The organism is Streptomyces griseus subsp. griseus (assembly GCF_003610995.1).
Lineage (GTDB): Bacteria > Actinomycetota > Actinomycetes > Streptomycetales > Streptomycetaceae > Streptomyces.
In genome coordinates, this window is record NZ_CP032543.1 from 1726415 (window position 1) to 1741481 (window position 15067).

12 protein-coding genes are annotated in these 15067 nt (G+C 72.8%); 10 read left to right on the forward strand and 2 right to left on the reverse strand.

Annotation, left to right across the window (positions count from 1 at the left end; genetic code table 11):
* The first annotated feature begins 44 nt into the window (after positions 1 to 44).
* The 5 genes from sucB (at position 45) to D6270_RS08005 (ending at position 7385) form a co-directional block, all read left to right on the forward strand.
* Positions 45 to 1826 carry a 2-oxoglutarate dehydrogenase, E2 component, dihydrolipoamide succinyltransferase gene (gene sucB / locus D6270_RS07985; RefSeq protein ID WP_109166062.1) on the forward strand — a complete coding sequence of 594 codons (1782 nt, stop codon included), beginning with the start codon at positions 45 to 47 and terminating at the stop codon, positions 1824 to 1826.
* Positions 1827 to 1974: 148 nt separating this feature from the next.
* Positions 1975 to 2598: a GntR family transcriptional regulator gene (locus tag D6270_RS07990; protein WP_109166061.1), complete on the forward strand. Its 624-nt coding sequence runs from the start codon at positions 1975 to 1977 to the stop codon at positions 2596 to 2598.
* Positions 2599 to 2854: 256 nt separating this feature from the next.
* Entirely contained in the window at positions 2855 to 5527 is a 2673-nt protein-coding gene (gene aceE / locus D6270_RS07995; RefSeq protein ID WP_109166060.1) for a pyruvate dehydrogenase (acetyl-transferring), homodimeric type, read from the forward strand.
* Positions 5528 to 5811: 284 nt separating this feature from the next.
* Positions 5812 to 6801, forward strand: a complete 990-nt coding sequence (locus tag D6270_RS08000) for a helix-turn-helix transcriptional regulator (RefSeq protein WP_109166059.1) — start codon at positions 5812 to 5814, stop codon at positions 6799 to 6801.
* Between the two features lie 62 nt (positions 6802 to 6863).
* Positions 6864 to 7385, forward strand: a complete 522-nt coding sequence (locus D6270_RS08005; protein ID WP_109166058.1) for a DUF4240 domain-containing protein — start codon at positions 6864 to 6866, stop codon at positions 7383 to 7385.
* 12 nt (positions 7386 to 7397) lie between these two features.
* Here the strand turns inward: D6270_RS08005 and D6270_RS08010 are convergent, their stop codons facing one another.
* Positions 7398 to 7961, reverse strand: a complete 564-nt coding sequence (locus D6270_RS08010; protein ID WP_109166057.1) for a GNAT family N-acetyltransferase — start codon at positions 7959 to 7961, stop codon at positions 7398 to 7400.
* A gap of 95 nt (positions 7962 to 8056) precedes the next feature.
* Between D6270_RS08010 and D6270_RS08015 the strand changes: the two genes are divergently transcribed.
* From D6270_RS08015 to D6270_RS08020, 3 genes are all read left to right on the forward strand, one after another.
* Complete coding sequence (locus tag D6270_RS08015) at positions 8057 to 8956, forward strand: TIGR01777 family oxidoreductase (protein WP_109166056.1); 900 nt, start codon at positions 8057 to 8059, stop codon at positions 8954 to 8956.
* Between the two features lie 205 nt (positions 8957 to 9161).
* Positions 9162 to 9371, forward strand: coding sequence for an NAD(P)-binding protein (locus D6270_RS32855; RefSeq protein ID WP_225976786.1), 210 nt, complete (start codon positions 9162 to 9164; stop codon positions 9369 to 9371).
* Positions 9372 to 9421: 50 nt separating this feature from the next.
* The gene (locus tag D6270_RS08020) at positions 9422 to 10612 is read left to right on the forward strand and encodes an FAD-dependent oxidoreductase (protein WP_225976787.1); all 1191 of its coding nucleotides are present in this window, start codon (positions 9422 to 9424) and stop codon (positions 10610 to 10612) included.
* A gap of 55 nt (positions 10613 to 10667) precedes the next feature.
* Here D6270_RS08020 and D6270_RS08025 read toward each other — a convergent pair whose 3' ends face one another.
* The gene (locus D6270_RS08025; protein WP_109166054.1) at positions 10668 to 12470 is read right to left on the reverse strand and encodes an NsdA family TPR-like regulatory protein; all 1803 of its coding nucleotides are present in this window, start codon (positions 12468 to 12470) and stop codon (positions 10668 to 10670) included.
* Positions 12471 to 12772: 302 nt separating this feature from the next.
* On the opposite strand from D6270_RS08025, the gene lipB reads away from it, so the two are divergent.
* Positions 12773 to 13621 carry a lipoyl(octanoyl) transferase LipB gene (gene lipB / locus D6270_RS08030; protein ID WP_109166053.1) on the forward strand — a complete coding sequence of 283 codons (849 nt, stop codon included), beginning with the start codon at positions 12773 to 12775 and terminating at the stop codon, positions 13619 to 13621.
* 204 nt (positions 13622 to 13825) lie between these two features.
* A complete protein-coding gene (gene lipA, locus D6270_RS08035; protein ID WP_109166052.1) occupies positions 13826 to 14803 on the forward strand; it encodes a lipoyl synthase in 978 nt (325 codons plus the stop codon).
* Positions 14804 to 15067 lie beyond the last annotated feature (264 nt).

A 15067-nucleotide genomic window follows, 5' to 3' on the forward strand; every position in this document is an offset into this window, starting at 1 on the left:
GACGACCGACCACTTCCGCATTTTCGTAAGGAGCAACTGAAACCATGTCGGTTTCCGTAACCCTTCCGGCGCTCGGCGAGAGCGTCACCGAGGGCACTGTCACCCGTTGGCTGAAGGCCGAGGGCGAGCGCGTCGAGGCCGACGAGCCGTTGCTCGAGGTCTCGACCGACAAGGTCGACACCGAGATCCCGGCCCCCGCGTCCGGCGTTCTGTCGTCCATCAAGGTCGCCGAGGACGAGACCGTCGAGGTCGGCGCCGAGCTGGCCGTCATCGACGACGGCTCCGGCGCACCGGCCGAGGCCGAGGCTCCGGCCGCCGAGCCCGCGTCCACCCCGGCCCCGCAGGCCGAGGAGGCGCCCACCGCCCCGTCGACCGAGACCGAGGCTCCGGCCGAGGCCCCGACCGCCGAGGCCGCCACCGGCGGTTCGTCCGCCGAGGGCACCGACGTCACCCTCCCGGCGCTCGGCGAGAGCGTCACCGAAGGCACCGTCACCCGCTGGCTGAAGGAGGTCGGCGAGGAGGTCGCGGAGGACGAGCCCCTCCTCGAGGTCTCCACGGACAAGGTCGACACCGAGATCCCCGCCCCGGTCGCGGGTGTGCTGCTGGAGATCGTGGTCGGCGAGGACGAGACCGCCGAGGTCGGCGCCAAGCTCGCCGTCATCGGTGCTCCGGGCGCCGCCCCGAAGCAAGAAGCGCCCAAGCAGGAGGCCCCGAAGGCCGAGGCGCCCAAGCAGGAGGAGGCTCCGAAGCAGGAGGCTCCGAAGGCCGAGGCGCCCAAGGCCGAGGCGCCGAAGCAGGAGGCCCCCGCGGCTCCCGCCCCGGCATCGGCCGCTCCGGCGCAGCCCGCTCCCGCCGCCGCCCAGGCACCGGCGGCACCGGCCGCGCCCGCCGGTGACGACGGCGCGTATGTCACGCCGCTGGTCCGCAAGCTCGCGTCCGAGAACAACGTGGACCTGAGCTCGGTCAAGGGCACCGGCGTCGGTGGCCGTATCCGCAAGCAGGACGTCGTCGCCGCCGCGGAGGCCGCCAAGGCCGCCGCCGCTGCCCCGGCACCCGCCGCTCCGGCCGCCGCCAAGGCCGCGCCGAAGCTGGAGGCCTCCCCGCTGCGCGGTCAGACGGTCAAGATGACCCGCATGCGCAAGGTCATCGGCGACAACATGATGAAGGCGCTGCACTCGCAGGCCCAGCTGACCTCGGTCGTCGAGGTCGACATCACCAAGCTGATGAAGCTGCGCAACCAGGCGAAGGCATCCTTCGCCGCCCGTGAGGGCGTCAAGCTGTCCCCGATGCCGTTCTTCGTGAAGGCGGCGGCCCAGGCGCTGAAGGCCCACCCGGTCATCAACGCCCGGATCAACGAGGACGAGGGCACCATCACGTACTTCGACGCGGAGAACATCGGCATCGCCGTGGACGCGGAGAAGGGTCTGATGACCCCGGTCATCAAGGGTGCGGGCGACCTGAACATCGCCGGTATCTCGAAGAAGACCGCCGAGCTGGCCGGCAAGGCCCGCGGTGGCGGCCTGACCCCGGACGACATGTCCGGTGCCACCTTCACCATCAGCAACACCGGCTCGCGCGGTGCGCTCTTCGACACCGTCATCGTGCCGCCGAACCAGGCAGCCATCCTGGGCATCGGCGCCACGGTCCGCCGCCCGGTGGTCATCGACCACCCGGACCTCGGCGAGACCATCGCGGTGCGCGACATGACGTACCTCGCGCTCTCCTACGACCACCGCCTGGTGGACGGCGCGGACGCCGCCCGTTACCTGACGTCGGTCAAGGCGATCCTGGAGGCCGGTGAGTTCGAGGTCGAGCTCGGCCTCTGAACGCTCCGGCTGTAACCAGCCTCACCAGCGGCGCCCCCGTCCGGAACTCTTCCGGGCGGGGGCGCCGCCGTATTGTCTAAACACCACGGGCAGCCACCGCCACCGTGATGATGTAGGCACCACCGGTCTGCCCCCGAAGGAGCACCTCATGACCCCGCCCGTCGTCCACTCGCTGCGCGAACAGATCCGCGAGCACATCGTGGAGGGGATCGTCAGCGGGCGCTGGAAGCCGGGTGAGCGGATCGTGGAGCGCCGCATCGCCACGGAGCTGGAGGTCAGCCAGACGCCCGTACGGGAGGCGCTGCGCGAGCTGGAGACGCTCCGGCTGATCGAGTCGGCCCCCAACAAGGGTGTGCGGGTGCGCAATCTGACCGCGGCCGACCTGGAGGAGAGCTACCCGGTGCGAGCGGGGCTGGAGCAGATCGCGGCGGAGCTGGCGGCCCCGCTGCTCGGCCAGGACTGCTCGGCGCTGGCCCCGCATGTGGCGGCGCTGTACGAGGCGGACCGGCTGGCCGACGGCGAGGCCCAGGTGCGGCACACGGTGGGCTTCCACCGGGAGATGGTCCGGGCCGCCGGGAACGCGGTGCTGCTGCACACCTGGGAGGGGCTCGGCATCGAGGTGTTCACGGCCCTCTCCATCCGCTGGCTGGGCACGGTGCAGAAGTCGTACGCGGAGGAGCACCAGGCCCTCATCGACGCCTTCCTCGCCGGGGACCCGCAGATCGGCTCCCTGGTGAAGGCGCACGTACTGGGCTGCGCGCCCCGGGCCTGACCCCCCGATCATCTGGCGTGCGGCCTGCTCGTCCGTGCAGGTCAGCGCCCTTTTTGCGCGCTATTTCACGTCACTCGGTGCCCTGTTTCGAGGCACCCCATGCCACTTTTCTTCGTATCGAGAAGTTTTGCCTTCAATCCTTTGATCGATCATCGATCAGCGCTTTACAGTTCACTTCGCGGGCCCACCGGCCCCATCGCTCTGTCCTGCCAGATAGGGCCTTCTCCACCCCCCTCCTCTCCGGAAGGCGGCGATCATGACCGACCCCGTAGGAAAGCTTCCGAGCGAGCTCGACCAGCTCCCGGACCGTGACCCCGAGGAGACCGCCGAATGGGCGGCCTCCCTGGACGCCGTCACCAAGGCCGCCGGCCCGCACCGCGCCGCGTACCTGATGCGCCGCTCGCTGCAGCACGCCGAGGGCGCCGGTCTCGCGCTGCCCAAGCTGCTGGAGACCGATTACGTCAACACCATCCCGACCGCCGCCGAGCCCGCGTTCGACGGCGATCTGGAGATGGAGTCGAAGATCACCGCGTGGAACCGCTGGAACGCGGCCGCGATGGTGACCCGTGGCGCCCGGTACGGGGTGGGCGGCCACATCGCCACCTTCGCCTCGGCTGCCTGGCTCTACGAGACCGGCTTCAACCACTTCTTCCGCGGCAAGGAGGGGGACGGCTCCGGCGACCAGCTCTACATCCAGGGCCACGCCTCCCCCGGCATCTACGCCCGCGCCTTCCTCGACGGCCGGCTCAGCGAGCAGCAGCTGGACAACTTCCGCCAGGAGTCCGGTGGCGAGGGCCTGCCCTCCTACCCGCACCCGCGGCGGCTGCCCTGGCTGTGGGAGTTCCCCACCGTGTCGATGGGCCTCGGCCCGCTCTCGGCGATCTACCAGGCGCGCTTCAACCGCTATCTGACCAACCGCTCCATCAAGGACACCGCCAACTCGCACGTCTGGGCCTTCCTGGGCGACGGCGAGATGGACGAGCCCGAGTCGACGGCCGCCCTGGCGCTGGCGGCCCGTGAGCAGCTGGACAACCTGACCTTCGTCATCAACTGCAACCTGCAGCGCCTCGACGGTCCGGTCCGCGCCAACTTCCGCGTGGTCCAGGAGCTGGAGGCGCAGTTCCGCGGGGCCGGCTGGAACGTCGTCAAGACGCTCTGGGGCAACGCCTGGGACGAGCTGTTCCAGCTGGACACCACGGGCGCGCTGCTGCGCCGCCTGCGCGAGGTCCCGGACGCCCAGTTCCAGACGTACGCCACCCGCGACGTCGCCTACATCCGCGACCACTTCTTCGGCGCCGAGCCCGCGCTCGCCGAGCTGGCGAAGCTGCTCACCGACGCGAAGATCGCCGAGTGTTTCTACACCTCGCGCGGCGGCCACGAGGCCCGCAAGGTGTACGCGGCGTACAAGGCGGCCGTGGAGCACAAGGGCGCGCCGACCGTGATCCTGGCCCAGACGGTCAAGGGCTACACGCTCGGCAAGGGCTTCGAGTCCAAGAACGCCAACCACCAGATGAAGAAGCTGTCGATCGACGAGTTCAAGGGCATGCGCGAGCTGCTCGGCCTCCCGATCCCCGACAGCGCCTTCGAGGACGGGCTGGTCCCCTACGGCCACCCGGGCGCCGACTCCCCCGAGGTCCGCTACCTCCAGGAGCGCCGCGCCGCCCTCGGCGGTCCCGCTCCGGCCCGCCGGATGCACGCATCGGCGCCGCTGCCGCAGCCCGAGGAGCGCGCGTTCAAGGCGCTGTACAAGGGGTCCGGCAAGCAGGAGATGGCCACCACCATGGCCTTCGTCCGCCTGGTGAAGGACCTGATGCGGGACAAGGAGACCGGCAAGCGCTGGGTCCCCATCGTTCCGGACGAGGCCCGTACCTTCGGTATGGAGTCGCTGTTCCCGTCGGCCGGCATCTACTCGCCGCTGGGGCAGACGTACGACCCGGTCGACCGCGACCAGCTGATGTACTACAAGGAAGCCAAGGACGGCCAGATCCTCAACGAGGGGATCACCGAGGCCGGGGCCATGGCCGACTTCATCGCCGCCGCCACGTCGTACGCGACGCACGGCGAGACGATGATCCCGTTCTACATCTTCTACTCGATGTTCGGCTGGCAGCGGACCGGCGACCAGATGTGGCAGCTCGCCGACCAGCTCGGCAAGGGCTTCATCGTCGGCGCCACGGCGGGCCGGACGACCCTGACGGGTGAGGGCCTCCAGCACGCGGACGGCCACTCGCACCTGATCGCGGCCACCAACCCGGCCTCGCTCAACTACGACCCGGCGTTCGCGTACGAGGTCGCGGTGATCGTCAAGGACGGTCTGCGGCGGATGTACGGCCCCGATGCCGAGGACGTCTTCTACTACCTGACGGTCTACAACGAGCCGAAGCCCCAGCCCGCGATGCCCGAGGGCGTCGAGGAGGGCATCGTCAAGGGCCTGTACCGCTTCAAGGAGGGCACGCCCGCCAAGGCGGACGCGCCGCGCCTCCAGCTGCTGGCCTCCGGTACGGCGATCCACTGGGCCCTGGAGGCCCAGGAGCTGCTGGCCGCCGACTGGGGCGTCACGGCCGACGTCTGGTCCGCCACCTCGTGGGGCGAGCTGCGCCGCGACGCGCTGGAGGCCGACGAGGCGCTCCTGCGCGGTGAGGTGCAGGTGCCGTACGTGACCCAGGCGCTCTCCGGTGCGCCGGGTCCGGTCCTCGCGGTCAGCGACTGGATGCGTCAGGTCCCGGACCAGATCAGCCAGTGGGTGGAGCAGGACTGGTCCTCGCTCGGCACGGACGGCTTCGGCCTCTCCGACACCCGCGAGGCGGCCCGCCGCCACTTCGGCGTCGACGCCCGGTCGATCGTCGTCGCCTCGCTGGCCCAGCTCGCCAAGCGCGGCGAGGTCCCGGCCTCCGCGGTCAAGGAGGCCCGGGAGCGGTACGGCCTCTGAGCCGTCGCCCTGACCTGACCCCCGGTCACCGTGACGAACGCGTCCGACAACGCGTCCGCCCCGGCGGCCGGGGGTTTCGGCGTGAGCGGCCGAGCTGCGGCGGGGGCGGCGGCCGGGCGTCCCAGTGGCGGCCGGGGCCCCGGTGGCGGCGGCCGGGCGTCTCAGCGGCGGGGGGTCCCAGTGGCCGCCGGGGATCCCGGTGGCGGGCAGCCAGGCGCCTCGGCGGCCGGGCGTCTCGGGGCCACGCTGCGGCCCCTGTGTCTCGCTGCCGCCACAATGGGCCCATGCGTGCTGCCCGGCTGATCAAGATGGTGCTGCTCCTCCAGTCCCGCCCCGCCATGACCGCCGCCGAGCTGGCGGCCGAGCTGGAGGTGTCGGAGCGTACGGTCACCCGCGACGCCCAGGCGCTCTCCGAGGCGGGCGTCCCGGTGTACGCGGAGCGCGGCCGGGCGGGCGGCTACCGGCTCATCGGCGGCTACCGCACCCGGCTGACCGGCCTCGCCCGCGACGAGGCGGAGGCGCTCTTCCTCTCCGGCCTGCCCTCGGCGCTGCGCGAGATGGGCCTGGAGGACGCGGCGTCGGCCGCCCGGCTCAAGGTGTCGGCCGCCCTGCTGCCCTCCGTACGCGACGCCTCCACCTCCGCCGCCCAGCGCTTCCACCTGGACGCCCCCTCCTGGTACCACGAGCCCGAGCCGCCGGACCTCCTGCCCGCCGTCGCCGACGCGGTCTGGGACGACCGCCTGCTGCGGGCCCGCTACCGCAAGGGCGGAGGCCGCGGCCACGGACGCGAGGGCACGGAGGTGGCGCGGGAGCTCGCTCCCTACGGTCTCGTCCTCAAGGCCGGGGTCTGGTACCTCTGCGCCAGGGCCGGGGACGACTTCCGGGTCTACCGGATCGACCGGTTCACCTCCGTGGAGCCGGCCGACGAGCGCTTCGACCGGGACGAGGGCTTCGACCTGCCCGCGTTCTGGGAGGAGCGGGCCGCCGACTTCGCCCGGTCCCTCCTCCGCACCGAAGTGACCGTACGGGTGTCCGAGAGCGGCGCCCGGCAGCTCGCGCGCACCGGCGACCGGGCGGCCGCCGCCACGGCCCTCTCCGAGGCCCCTCCCGCCGGTCCGGACGGGTGGCGCACGGTCGTCCTGCCCGTGGAGTCACTGGACGTGGCATACAGCCAGCTCCTTTCGCTGGGTCCCGAGTTGGAGGTCGTGGCACCGGAGGAGCTGCGGAGCCGGTTCGCCGCGGCGGTCGAACGCCTGAGTGATCTATATCGCTGAAAGGCTTCTTTTCGCCGTCTGGGCGTGCGAGGGGTCCCGGCAGGCTGGATGCTGGACCCGTGATGGACGAGACGGAATTCTGGGAGATCATCGACAGCAGCCGCGCGGGAGCCGAGGGCGACCCCGAGGAGCAGGCCGACCTGCTCGTGGAACGGCTGGTGCAACTCGACCCCGATTCCGTGCTGGACTTCGCCCGGCACTTCGAGGCCCGCTACAACCGCGCCTACCGCTGGGACCTGTGGGGCGCGGCCGCCGTGCTGCTCGGCGGGGCGAGCGACGACGCCTTCGACTACTTCCGGTGCTGGCTGATCGGCCAGGGCCGGGAGGTCTTCGAGGGCGCGCTGCACGACCCGGACGACCTGGCGGAGCTGCTGGAGGAGTTCGACGAGGAGATCGACGGGGACGGCGAGGAGCTGGGTTACGCGGCCGACGAGGCGTACGAACAGCTCACGGGTGTGGTCGCGCCCGATCTGGGACTGCCGCCGCAGCCCACCGAGCCGCTGGGCTCCCCGGTCGACTTCGAGGACGACGAGGCGCTGGCGGCCCGCTACCCGGAGCTCTGGGACCGCTTCGCATCCCGCTGAACCCCCCACCGCTCAGGGCGCCAGCGAGCGGCCCATCAGCACATCGTCGACATAGCGGCCGTGCAGGAAGAACTCACCGCTCAGCACCCCTTCCACGGCGAACCCCTCGGAGGCGTAGAGCGCCCGGGCGGGGGTGTTGTGCCCGAGCACCCGCAGCGTGATCCGGTTGGCCCCCTGGCGCCGCGCCTCGGCGCACGCGGCCCGCAGCAGGGTCCGCCCGACCCCGCCCCCGCGCGCCCAGGCCGCCACGGCCAGGCCCTGTATCTGGCGCACATGGGCGTTGCAGGCGAGGGGCGTGGGCGGCACCAGCCGTATGTACCCGGCGATACACACCGCGCCGGCCTCGGTCGCAGCCGCGGGTCCGGCCTCGGGCTCGGGCTCCGTCGCGGCCTCGGCCACCAGGAAGTCCCCGAGGCGGTGCCGCTCGTCGAAGAACGGCTCGTACGGAGGCCGGGGCTGGGGCACGACCGCGTGCAGCGTCGACCAGGTGGACCGGTCGAGTTCGCCGAGGGCTTCCTCGTCGGCCGGCAGGGCGGTGCGGACGGAGACGGAGTGGAGGGTGGTGGTTGCGGACATGACGTCACTGTCCCATGCCGGGTTCTTCGCACTCCATGGTGTTTTCCCCCGTATCCACTGCCGTGTTTCCCTCAGTCCGTGGGCAGGATGGCACCATGCCGACCTCCCGTATCGCCGTCACTGGATCGTCCGGACTCATCGGAGCGGCGCTCGTGCGCTCGCTGCGCGCCGACGGGCACGAGGTGGCCCGCCTGGTGCGGCGGCCCGCCAGGTCCGGGGACGAGGTCACATGGGACCCCAAGCGGGGTTACGTGGACGTGGCCGGACTCGTGGGCTGCGACGCGGTCGTCCACCTCGCCGGGGCCGGGGTCGGCGACCACCGCTGGACCGACGAGTACAAGCGGGAGATCCGCGACAGCCGGGTGCTGGGCACGGCCGCCATCGCCGAGGCCGTCGCCTCACTCGACACCCCGCCCCAGGTGCTGCTCTCCGGCTCGGCCATCGGCTTCTACGGCGATACGGGCGACCGGGCCGTGGACGAGAGCGCACCGCCCGGGGACGGCTTCCTGCCCTCCGTCTGCGAGGAGTGGGAGGCGGCGACGGCCGCCGCCCAGGAGCGGGGCATCCGCACGGTGCACGCCCGCACCGGACTGGTGGTGGCCCGTGAGGGCGGGGCGTGGGGGCGGCTGTTCCCCCTGTTCAAGGCGGGGCTCGGCGGGCGGATGGGCAACGGCCGCCAGTACTGGAGCTTCATCGCCCTGCACGACCATGTCGCCGCCCTGCGCCACATCCTGGACACCGAGTCACTGTCCGGCCCGGTGAACCTGACCGGCCCCGACCCGGTCACCAACGCCGAGGTGACCGCCGCGATGGGCCGGGTGCTGCGCCGCCCGACCCTCTTCACCGCTCCCGCGCCCGCCCTGCGGGTCGCGCTCGGGGAGTTCGCCGGCGATGTGCTGGGCAGCCAGCGGGTGATCCCCGGTCAGCTGCTGGACTCGGGCTTCTCGTTCGCGTTCCCGGGCGTCGACGCGGCGATCCGGGCGGCGCTGCGCTGAGCATGACGCGGGGGAGGACGCGGCCCTGAGCCGGGCCACACCCGAGCACGGTGGCCCCGTGTGCGACCCCGTGCCCCGGTGCCCCCGGCCACGCGCGTCTGACCCACTATCAGCCATCCTCCTAACCTCGATGCGAACTCCGGCATTCCGGGGACCTGTTGGGGGCAAGACCCCCCCACCAGTCGCACCGACTCGGGGAGGGCTTGTGCGCAGCACGGCACACCACGCGGACGTGATCATCATCGGGGCCGGGATCGCCGGCCTCTCAGCGGCCCATCTGCTGACCGGCGCCGGAGTCGGCGTCAGTGTTCTGGAGGCGGCCTCCACGGTGGGCGGCCGGCTGGCCACCCATGAGGTGGACGGCTTCCGTCTCGACCAGCTCGGCCCCTGCTCTGCACCTCCTGGCCGGAGCTGACCGCCATCCCGGGGCTCGGCACCCCGCAGCTGAGGGAGTTCGCGCCCGGGGTGCTGGTGCACAGCGAGGGCCGCCGCCACCGGACCGGCGACATACGGAGCGCGAGGGGCGCACGCAGAGCCGCGCGCACCCGGCCGAGCGCCCCCCAGGGCTCGCCGGGCGGATACGCGGACCATCTGCGCCTCGTGCCCCGGGGCGGCCTCGGCGCCAAAGGCGCCGGCCTCAAGGGGACCGGCCTCATGGGCACAGGGCTCAAAGGCGCACGCATCAGGGCGGGCGGGCCCAGGAGCAGCGCCACCGTCTCCGAGGCGATCGACCGGGCACGGCTCGGCGCGGCGCTCTCCCGGCTGGCCGCCACCCCGACCGCCCGGCTCCTGGCCCGCCCCGAGCGGACGGCGCTCGCCGCACTGGGGGCGGGCCAGATGCCCGCCCGTACGGTGGACGGCGTCCTGCGGCCGCTGCTCTCCGCGCTGCTCGGCGACCCCGGCCTCACCACGTCCAGCCGGTGCGCCGACCTGGCCCTGCGGGACTACGCGCGGGGTGGCCTCTGCGTACCGGCCGGCGGTTCGGGGACGCTGCCGGACCTGCTGGCGGCCTCGCTGCCGCCGGGCACGGTACGGACCGGGGTGCATGTCACGGCCGCCGGCATCACCACCGTACGCACCAAGGAACACGGCGAACTGGGATGCCGTTCCCTGCTCTTGGCCACCGGTGCGGGGGCGGCGGCCGAGCTGCTGCCCGGGCTGCGGGTGCCCGCCTTCCGCCCGGTGACGGTCCTTCACCACACCGCGCCCGTACCGCCGCCGACCGGCAGGTCGCTGGTGCTGGACGGCGACCGGTCGGGGCCGGTGGCGTACACGGCGGTGATGAGCGAGGTGGACCCCTCGCGCGCGCCGGAGGGCCGGACGCTGATCACCTCGACGGTGCTCGGTACGCCGCCGCCGGACCTGGACCGTTCCGTACGGACGCATCTGGCGTCGCTGTACGGGACCCCGACGGACGACTGGGAGCTGCTGGCGGCCCACCACGACCCGGAGGCGGTGCCCGCGATGGAGGTACCGCACGATCCGCGCCGGCCGGTGCGGGTGCTGGCCGGGCTGTACGTCTGCGGCGACCACCGGGACACGAGCTCGGTCCAGGGGGCGCTGCACTCGGGGCGTCGGGCGGCCGAGGCGATCCTGACGGACCTGGGGGTGGCTCCGGCGCGCCCAGGGGGCGTGGGGCTGCCGGAAGCGGCGTAGCAGTACGGACGCACGCGGGCTCCGGCTTCCGGCTTCCGGCGGAGCCCGCGTGGTCTCAGCCCAGGGCCGCCACCCGGTCGCGGTAGCCGCGTACGGGCGCGGCGTCCCGGTACGGCTCCAGGCTGCGCTCGAAGGCGCGTACGTACTCGGCGGCCCGGACCGAACGCATCTCGGAGGCCTGCTGAGCCGCCTCGGCCCCCAGCTGGCAGGCCTGTTCCAGCTCCCCGAGGCCCAGCCGGGCGGAGGCGAGCACTACCCGGCAGAACAGCCGGCTGCGGGCGTACGCCGGGGCGCGGAGCTGGAGCGAGCGCTCCGCGTGCTGGGCGGCGGCCCGGTACTGCTGGAGGTCGCGGTGGCAGTGGCCGAGCTCATGGGCGAGCTGGGCCTCGTCGAAGGGGCGGGCCCACGGCGGCGCCTCGTCCCCGGGGCGCGCGATCTCCAGCGCGTGCTCGGCCCGGGTCAGCGCTGCGGTGCAGGCCCGCGCCTCGCCGAGGATGCCGTGGCCGCGCGCCTCGACCGAGTGCAGCAAGGCCTGGACGAGGGGCGGGGCGGCGGAGCCGATGCCCTGCTGGGCGACCCGGGCCAGCTGGACGGCCTCCCTGCCGTGGCCGAGGTGGACGGCCTGGCGGCTCATGGTGATCAGGACGTACGCCCCGTAGCCCCGGTCCCCGGCGGCCTGGGCGAGCCGCAGGGCCTGGACGAAGTACCGCTGGGCCAGGCCGTGGGCGGCGATGTCGAAGGAGGTCCAGCCGGCCAGCCGGGTCAGGTCGGCGACCGCGGCGAAGAGGCGGCGCCCGGTGGTCTCGCCGTAACTCCCGCGCAGCATCGGCTCGGCCTCGTGCTCCAGATACCGCACGAGGGCCTGGCGGGCGTGGCCGCCGCCGTAGGTGTGGTCGAGGGTGCGGAAGAGCTCACCGACCGAGCGCAGCGCCGCGACATCACCGTGGCCGACCCGCAGGCCGGGCCCGCGCTCGGTCTGCCGCTGACGCGGGACGACGGGGAGCGCCTCCGTACCCGTACCGGAAGAGGCGCCGGAACCGGGCGGTCCGCCGGGCTGGGGTCCGGGCAGGGGCCCCACCCCGGGTCGGCCGCCGGGGCCGGGCTGGGCCGTTCCGGACGGGTCCGCTCCGGGCGGCCGGCCACCGGCCGGGGCGTGGTGCCCGGCGGAGGGAGCGGGCCGGCCGACCGCCCGCACGGGTCCGCCGGGACGGGGCGCGCCTCGGAGGTCGGTGCGCAGCCCCCCGTCCGTGCGGGCCAGCCCTGACGCCTCCGTGCGGCCCGTGCCGGGCGTCTCGGCCGTACGGCCGAGGCCCGGCGCCTCCGTGCGGCCGGGTGCCGGGGCCCCGCCGGCGGCCCCGGGGCCTCCTCTGCGGTGCGGGGCGGGCGGCTGGGTCGCCCCGCCGTCGCGGGCCACCCACTCGTCGGCGCGGCCGATCAGCCAGTCGCGGCTGGGGACGACGAGACCGGCGGGGGTGAAGGCGATCTTGCGCAGCTCGGTGTGCGTACCCGAGTCCTTGCGCCACAGACCGCTCACGATGTCGACGGCCTCGGCGGGACTGGCCGCGAACTCCAGCCCCGCGTAGACGGGCGCGCAGGCGTCGAGGCCCAGGTCCTGGGCCGAGAGCCGACGGCCGAGGCGCCGGGTGAAGACCTCGGCGATCAGGGCGGGGGTGGTGCCGCGTGGCTGTTGGCCCCGCAGCCAGCGGGTGACCGAGGTCTTGTCGTACCGCAGGTCCAGTCCGTGTTCGAGGCCGAGCTGATCGACCCGGCGGGCGAGGCCCGCGTGGGAGAACCCTGCTTCCGCGATGAGAGAGGCGAGGCGGCGGTTGGGCGTGCGCTGCGGGGGTCGTTCCGACATCAGCTGTACGGTCTCCTGCCTTCGGGGGCCCGGGCAGCCCCTGGGGAACGGCGCGAATTTAGCGTCCGCCGGGGCGGTCGGAGACACCCTTTGCTCCACGTTCATCCGATCGTGTGAGGATTGCGGACAGAGCTGACAGAAGGGACCGGACCTCCCTCGCGCCGGAAAGCGCCTCCTCCATCTGCCGGTGGGCCGGCCGGGTGACGGTCGTACAGTGGATGCGGGCGCGATCAGTGCAGGGTGCCGTCATCCCGGGGACACCCCTTCGGGCACACGGCGCCCGACGTAGGGAGGCATCTGTCGTGAGCGAGCTGCGGTTCGTCCGTCTGGGCTTCGGTGACGAGGCCGTCGAGTACACGGAGGCCTGGCAGAAGCAGCGCGAGGTGCACGCCGACCGGTTCGAGGACCTGGTGCCGGACACCTGTCTGCTCCTGGAGCACCCGCCCGTCTACACGGCGGGCCGTCGCACGGCCGACAGCGAGCGGCCGCTGGACGGCACCCCGGTCATCGATGTGGACCGGGGCGGGAAGATCACCTGGCACGGCCCGGGGCAGCTCGTCGGCTATCCGATCCAGAAGCTGCCGCGTCCGGTCGACGTCGTCGCGCACGTGCGCCGCCTGGAGGACGCGCTGATCCGTACGGCCGCCGACTTCGGGGTGGAGACCTCGCGGGTCGAGGGCCGCAGCGGTGTCTGGGTGCTCGGCGACCCGGTCGAGGAGCGGCGTTCGCTCGGCGGGCTCTCGCTGGACTTCGACCCCCGGCTCCAGGACGAGGAGTTCGACCCGCGGCTCAACGGCCCGGAGTACGCCCCGTCCAACGCGGGCCAGCGCCGCGAGGACCGCAAGCTGGCCGCGATCGGGATCCGGGTCGCCAAGGGTGTGACCATGCACGGCTTCGCGCTCAATGTGAACCCGGACAACACCTGGTTCGACCGGATCGTGCCGTGCGGCATCCGTGACGCGGGGGTGACGTCCCTCTCGAACGAGCTGGGGCGGGAGATCACCATCGAGGAGGTGCTGCCGGTCGCCGAGAAGCACCTGCGGGACATCCTGGAGAACGCGGAGCTCGCGCCCCGCGTGACCGGACGGGCGACCGGGCAGCCGGTTGAACAGCCGGAGGCCGAACAGCCGAAGGCCGCGGCCCCGGCGTAGGGCTGACGATCACCGGAACGCAGTACCGGCCAGTAGCCCCGACCGCCGCCATCGGCCGGGGAGCGACCGGGAGGCGGCCGGGGAATAGGCCCCGCCGGCCGCAGGTTGGCCAGGCGTAAGGCCGTTTGATTTACGGGCGTACCCTGGTGTTCGCCGAAGAATCCCATGCGAATCCCACGCAGCAGAAAGCAAAGGGGAGCCGGAGTGTCCGCTGTCGCACCCGACGGGCGCAAGATGCTGCGCCTGGAGGTCCGAAACAGCCAGACCCCCATCGAGCGCAAGCCCGAGTGGATCAAAACACGGGCGAAGATGGGCCCCGAGTACAAGCAGCTGCAGAATCTCGTGAAGGGCGAGGGGCTGCACACGGTCTGCCAGGAGGCGGGCTGCCCCAACATCTTCGAATGCTGGGAGGACCGCGAGGCCACCTTCCTCATCGGCGGCGACCAGTGCACGCGGCGCTGCGACTTCTGCCAGATCGACACGGGCAAGCCGCAGGCGCTGGACCGTGACGAGCCCCGCCGGGTCGGCGAGTCCGTCGTCAAGATGGACCTGAACTACGCCACCATCACCGGCGTCGCCCGCGACGACCTGGAGGACGGCGGCTCCTGGCTGTACGCGGAGACCGTCCGCCAGATCCACACGCTGACGGCGGAGCGGGAGGCGGGCGCGACCAAGGTCGAGCTGCTGATCCCCGACTTCAACGCCGAGCCCGAGCAGCTCGCCGAGGTCTTCTCCTCCCGCCCCGAGGTGCTCGCGCACAACGTGGAGACGGTGCCGCGCATCTTCAAGCGCATCCGCCCCGGCTTCCGCTACGAGCGGTCCCTGGAAGTCATCACGCGGGCCCGCGAGGCCGGTCTGGTGACCAAGTCGAACCTGATCCTCGGCATGGGCGAGACCCGCGAGGAGGTCAGCGAGGCGCTCCAGGACCTGTACGACGCGGGTTGCGAGCTCATCACGATTACGCAGTACCTGCGGCCGACCGTGCGCCACCACCCGGTGGAGCGCTGGGTGAAGCCGATGGAGTTCGTGGAGCTGAAGGACGAGGCCGACGCGATCGGCTACTCCGGCGTGATGTCGGGGCCGCTGGTGCGCTCCTCGTACCGCGCGGGCCGTCTCTTCCAGCAGGCGATGGAGGCCCGCGGCGCGGCCGCCGGAAGCGTGCCGGCCGCCCAGGCCGTATGAGCGACCGCGTGGCCGGCCGGGTGAGTGGCCGTGTGAGTCCGCTCACCCGGCCTACCGAGCAGTAACCGCAAGGACGAGGCGGCCCGGACGCTCCCCGCAGGTGAGGGGCGCGGATGGGCCGCTTCGGCGTGCGGGGCGCCGGAATGAAGGGTTCATTGGTGTTTGACCGCCCGGTCACGCACTGGTAACACCGAGCAGTGACCCTAGGTACACGTGCAGCGGCCGCTCCCACGGCCGCCGCCGTCACTGCTTCCCGTACTCAGT

Excerpts from the sequence above, each read along its gene's own strand:
- aceE (WP_109166060.1), top strand. The coding sequence starts at position 2,855 with ATGACCGACCCCGTAGGAAAGCTTCCGAGCGAGCTCGACCAGCTCCCG.
- D6270_RS08000 (WP_109166059.1), top strand. The coding sequence starts at position 5,812 with ATGCGTGCTGCCCGGCTGATCAAGATGGTGCTGCTCCTCCAGTCCCGC.
- D6270_RS08005 (WP_109166058.1), top strand. The coding sequence starts at position 6,864 with ATGGACGAGACGGAATTCTGGGAGATCATCGACAGCAGCCGCGCGGGA.
- D6270_RS08025 (WP_109166054.1), bottom strand. The coding sequence starts at position 12,470 with ATGTCGGAACGACCCCCGCAGCGCACGCCCAACCGCCGCCTCGCCTCT.
- D6270_RS08010 (WP_109166057.1), bottom strand. The coding sequence starts at position 7,961 with ATGTCCGCAACCACCACCCTCCACTCCGTCTCCGTCCGCACCGCCCTG.
- D6270_RS07990 (WP_109166061.1), top strand. The coding sequence starts at position 1,975 with ATGACCCCGCCCGTCGTCCACTCGCTGCGCGAACAGATCCGCGAGCAC.
- D6270_RS08015 (WP_109166056.1), top strand. The coding sequence starts at position 8,057 with ATGCCGACCTCCCGTATCGCCGTCACTGGATCGTCCGGACTCATCGGA.
- sucB (WP_109166062.1), top strand. The coding sequence starts at position 45 with ATGTCGGTTTCCGTAACCCTTCCGGCGCTCGGCGAGAGCGTCACCGAG.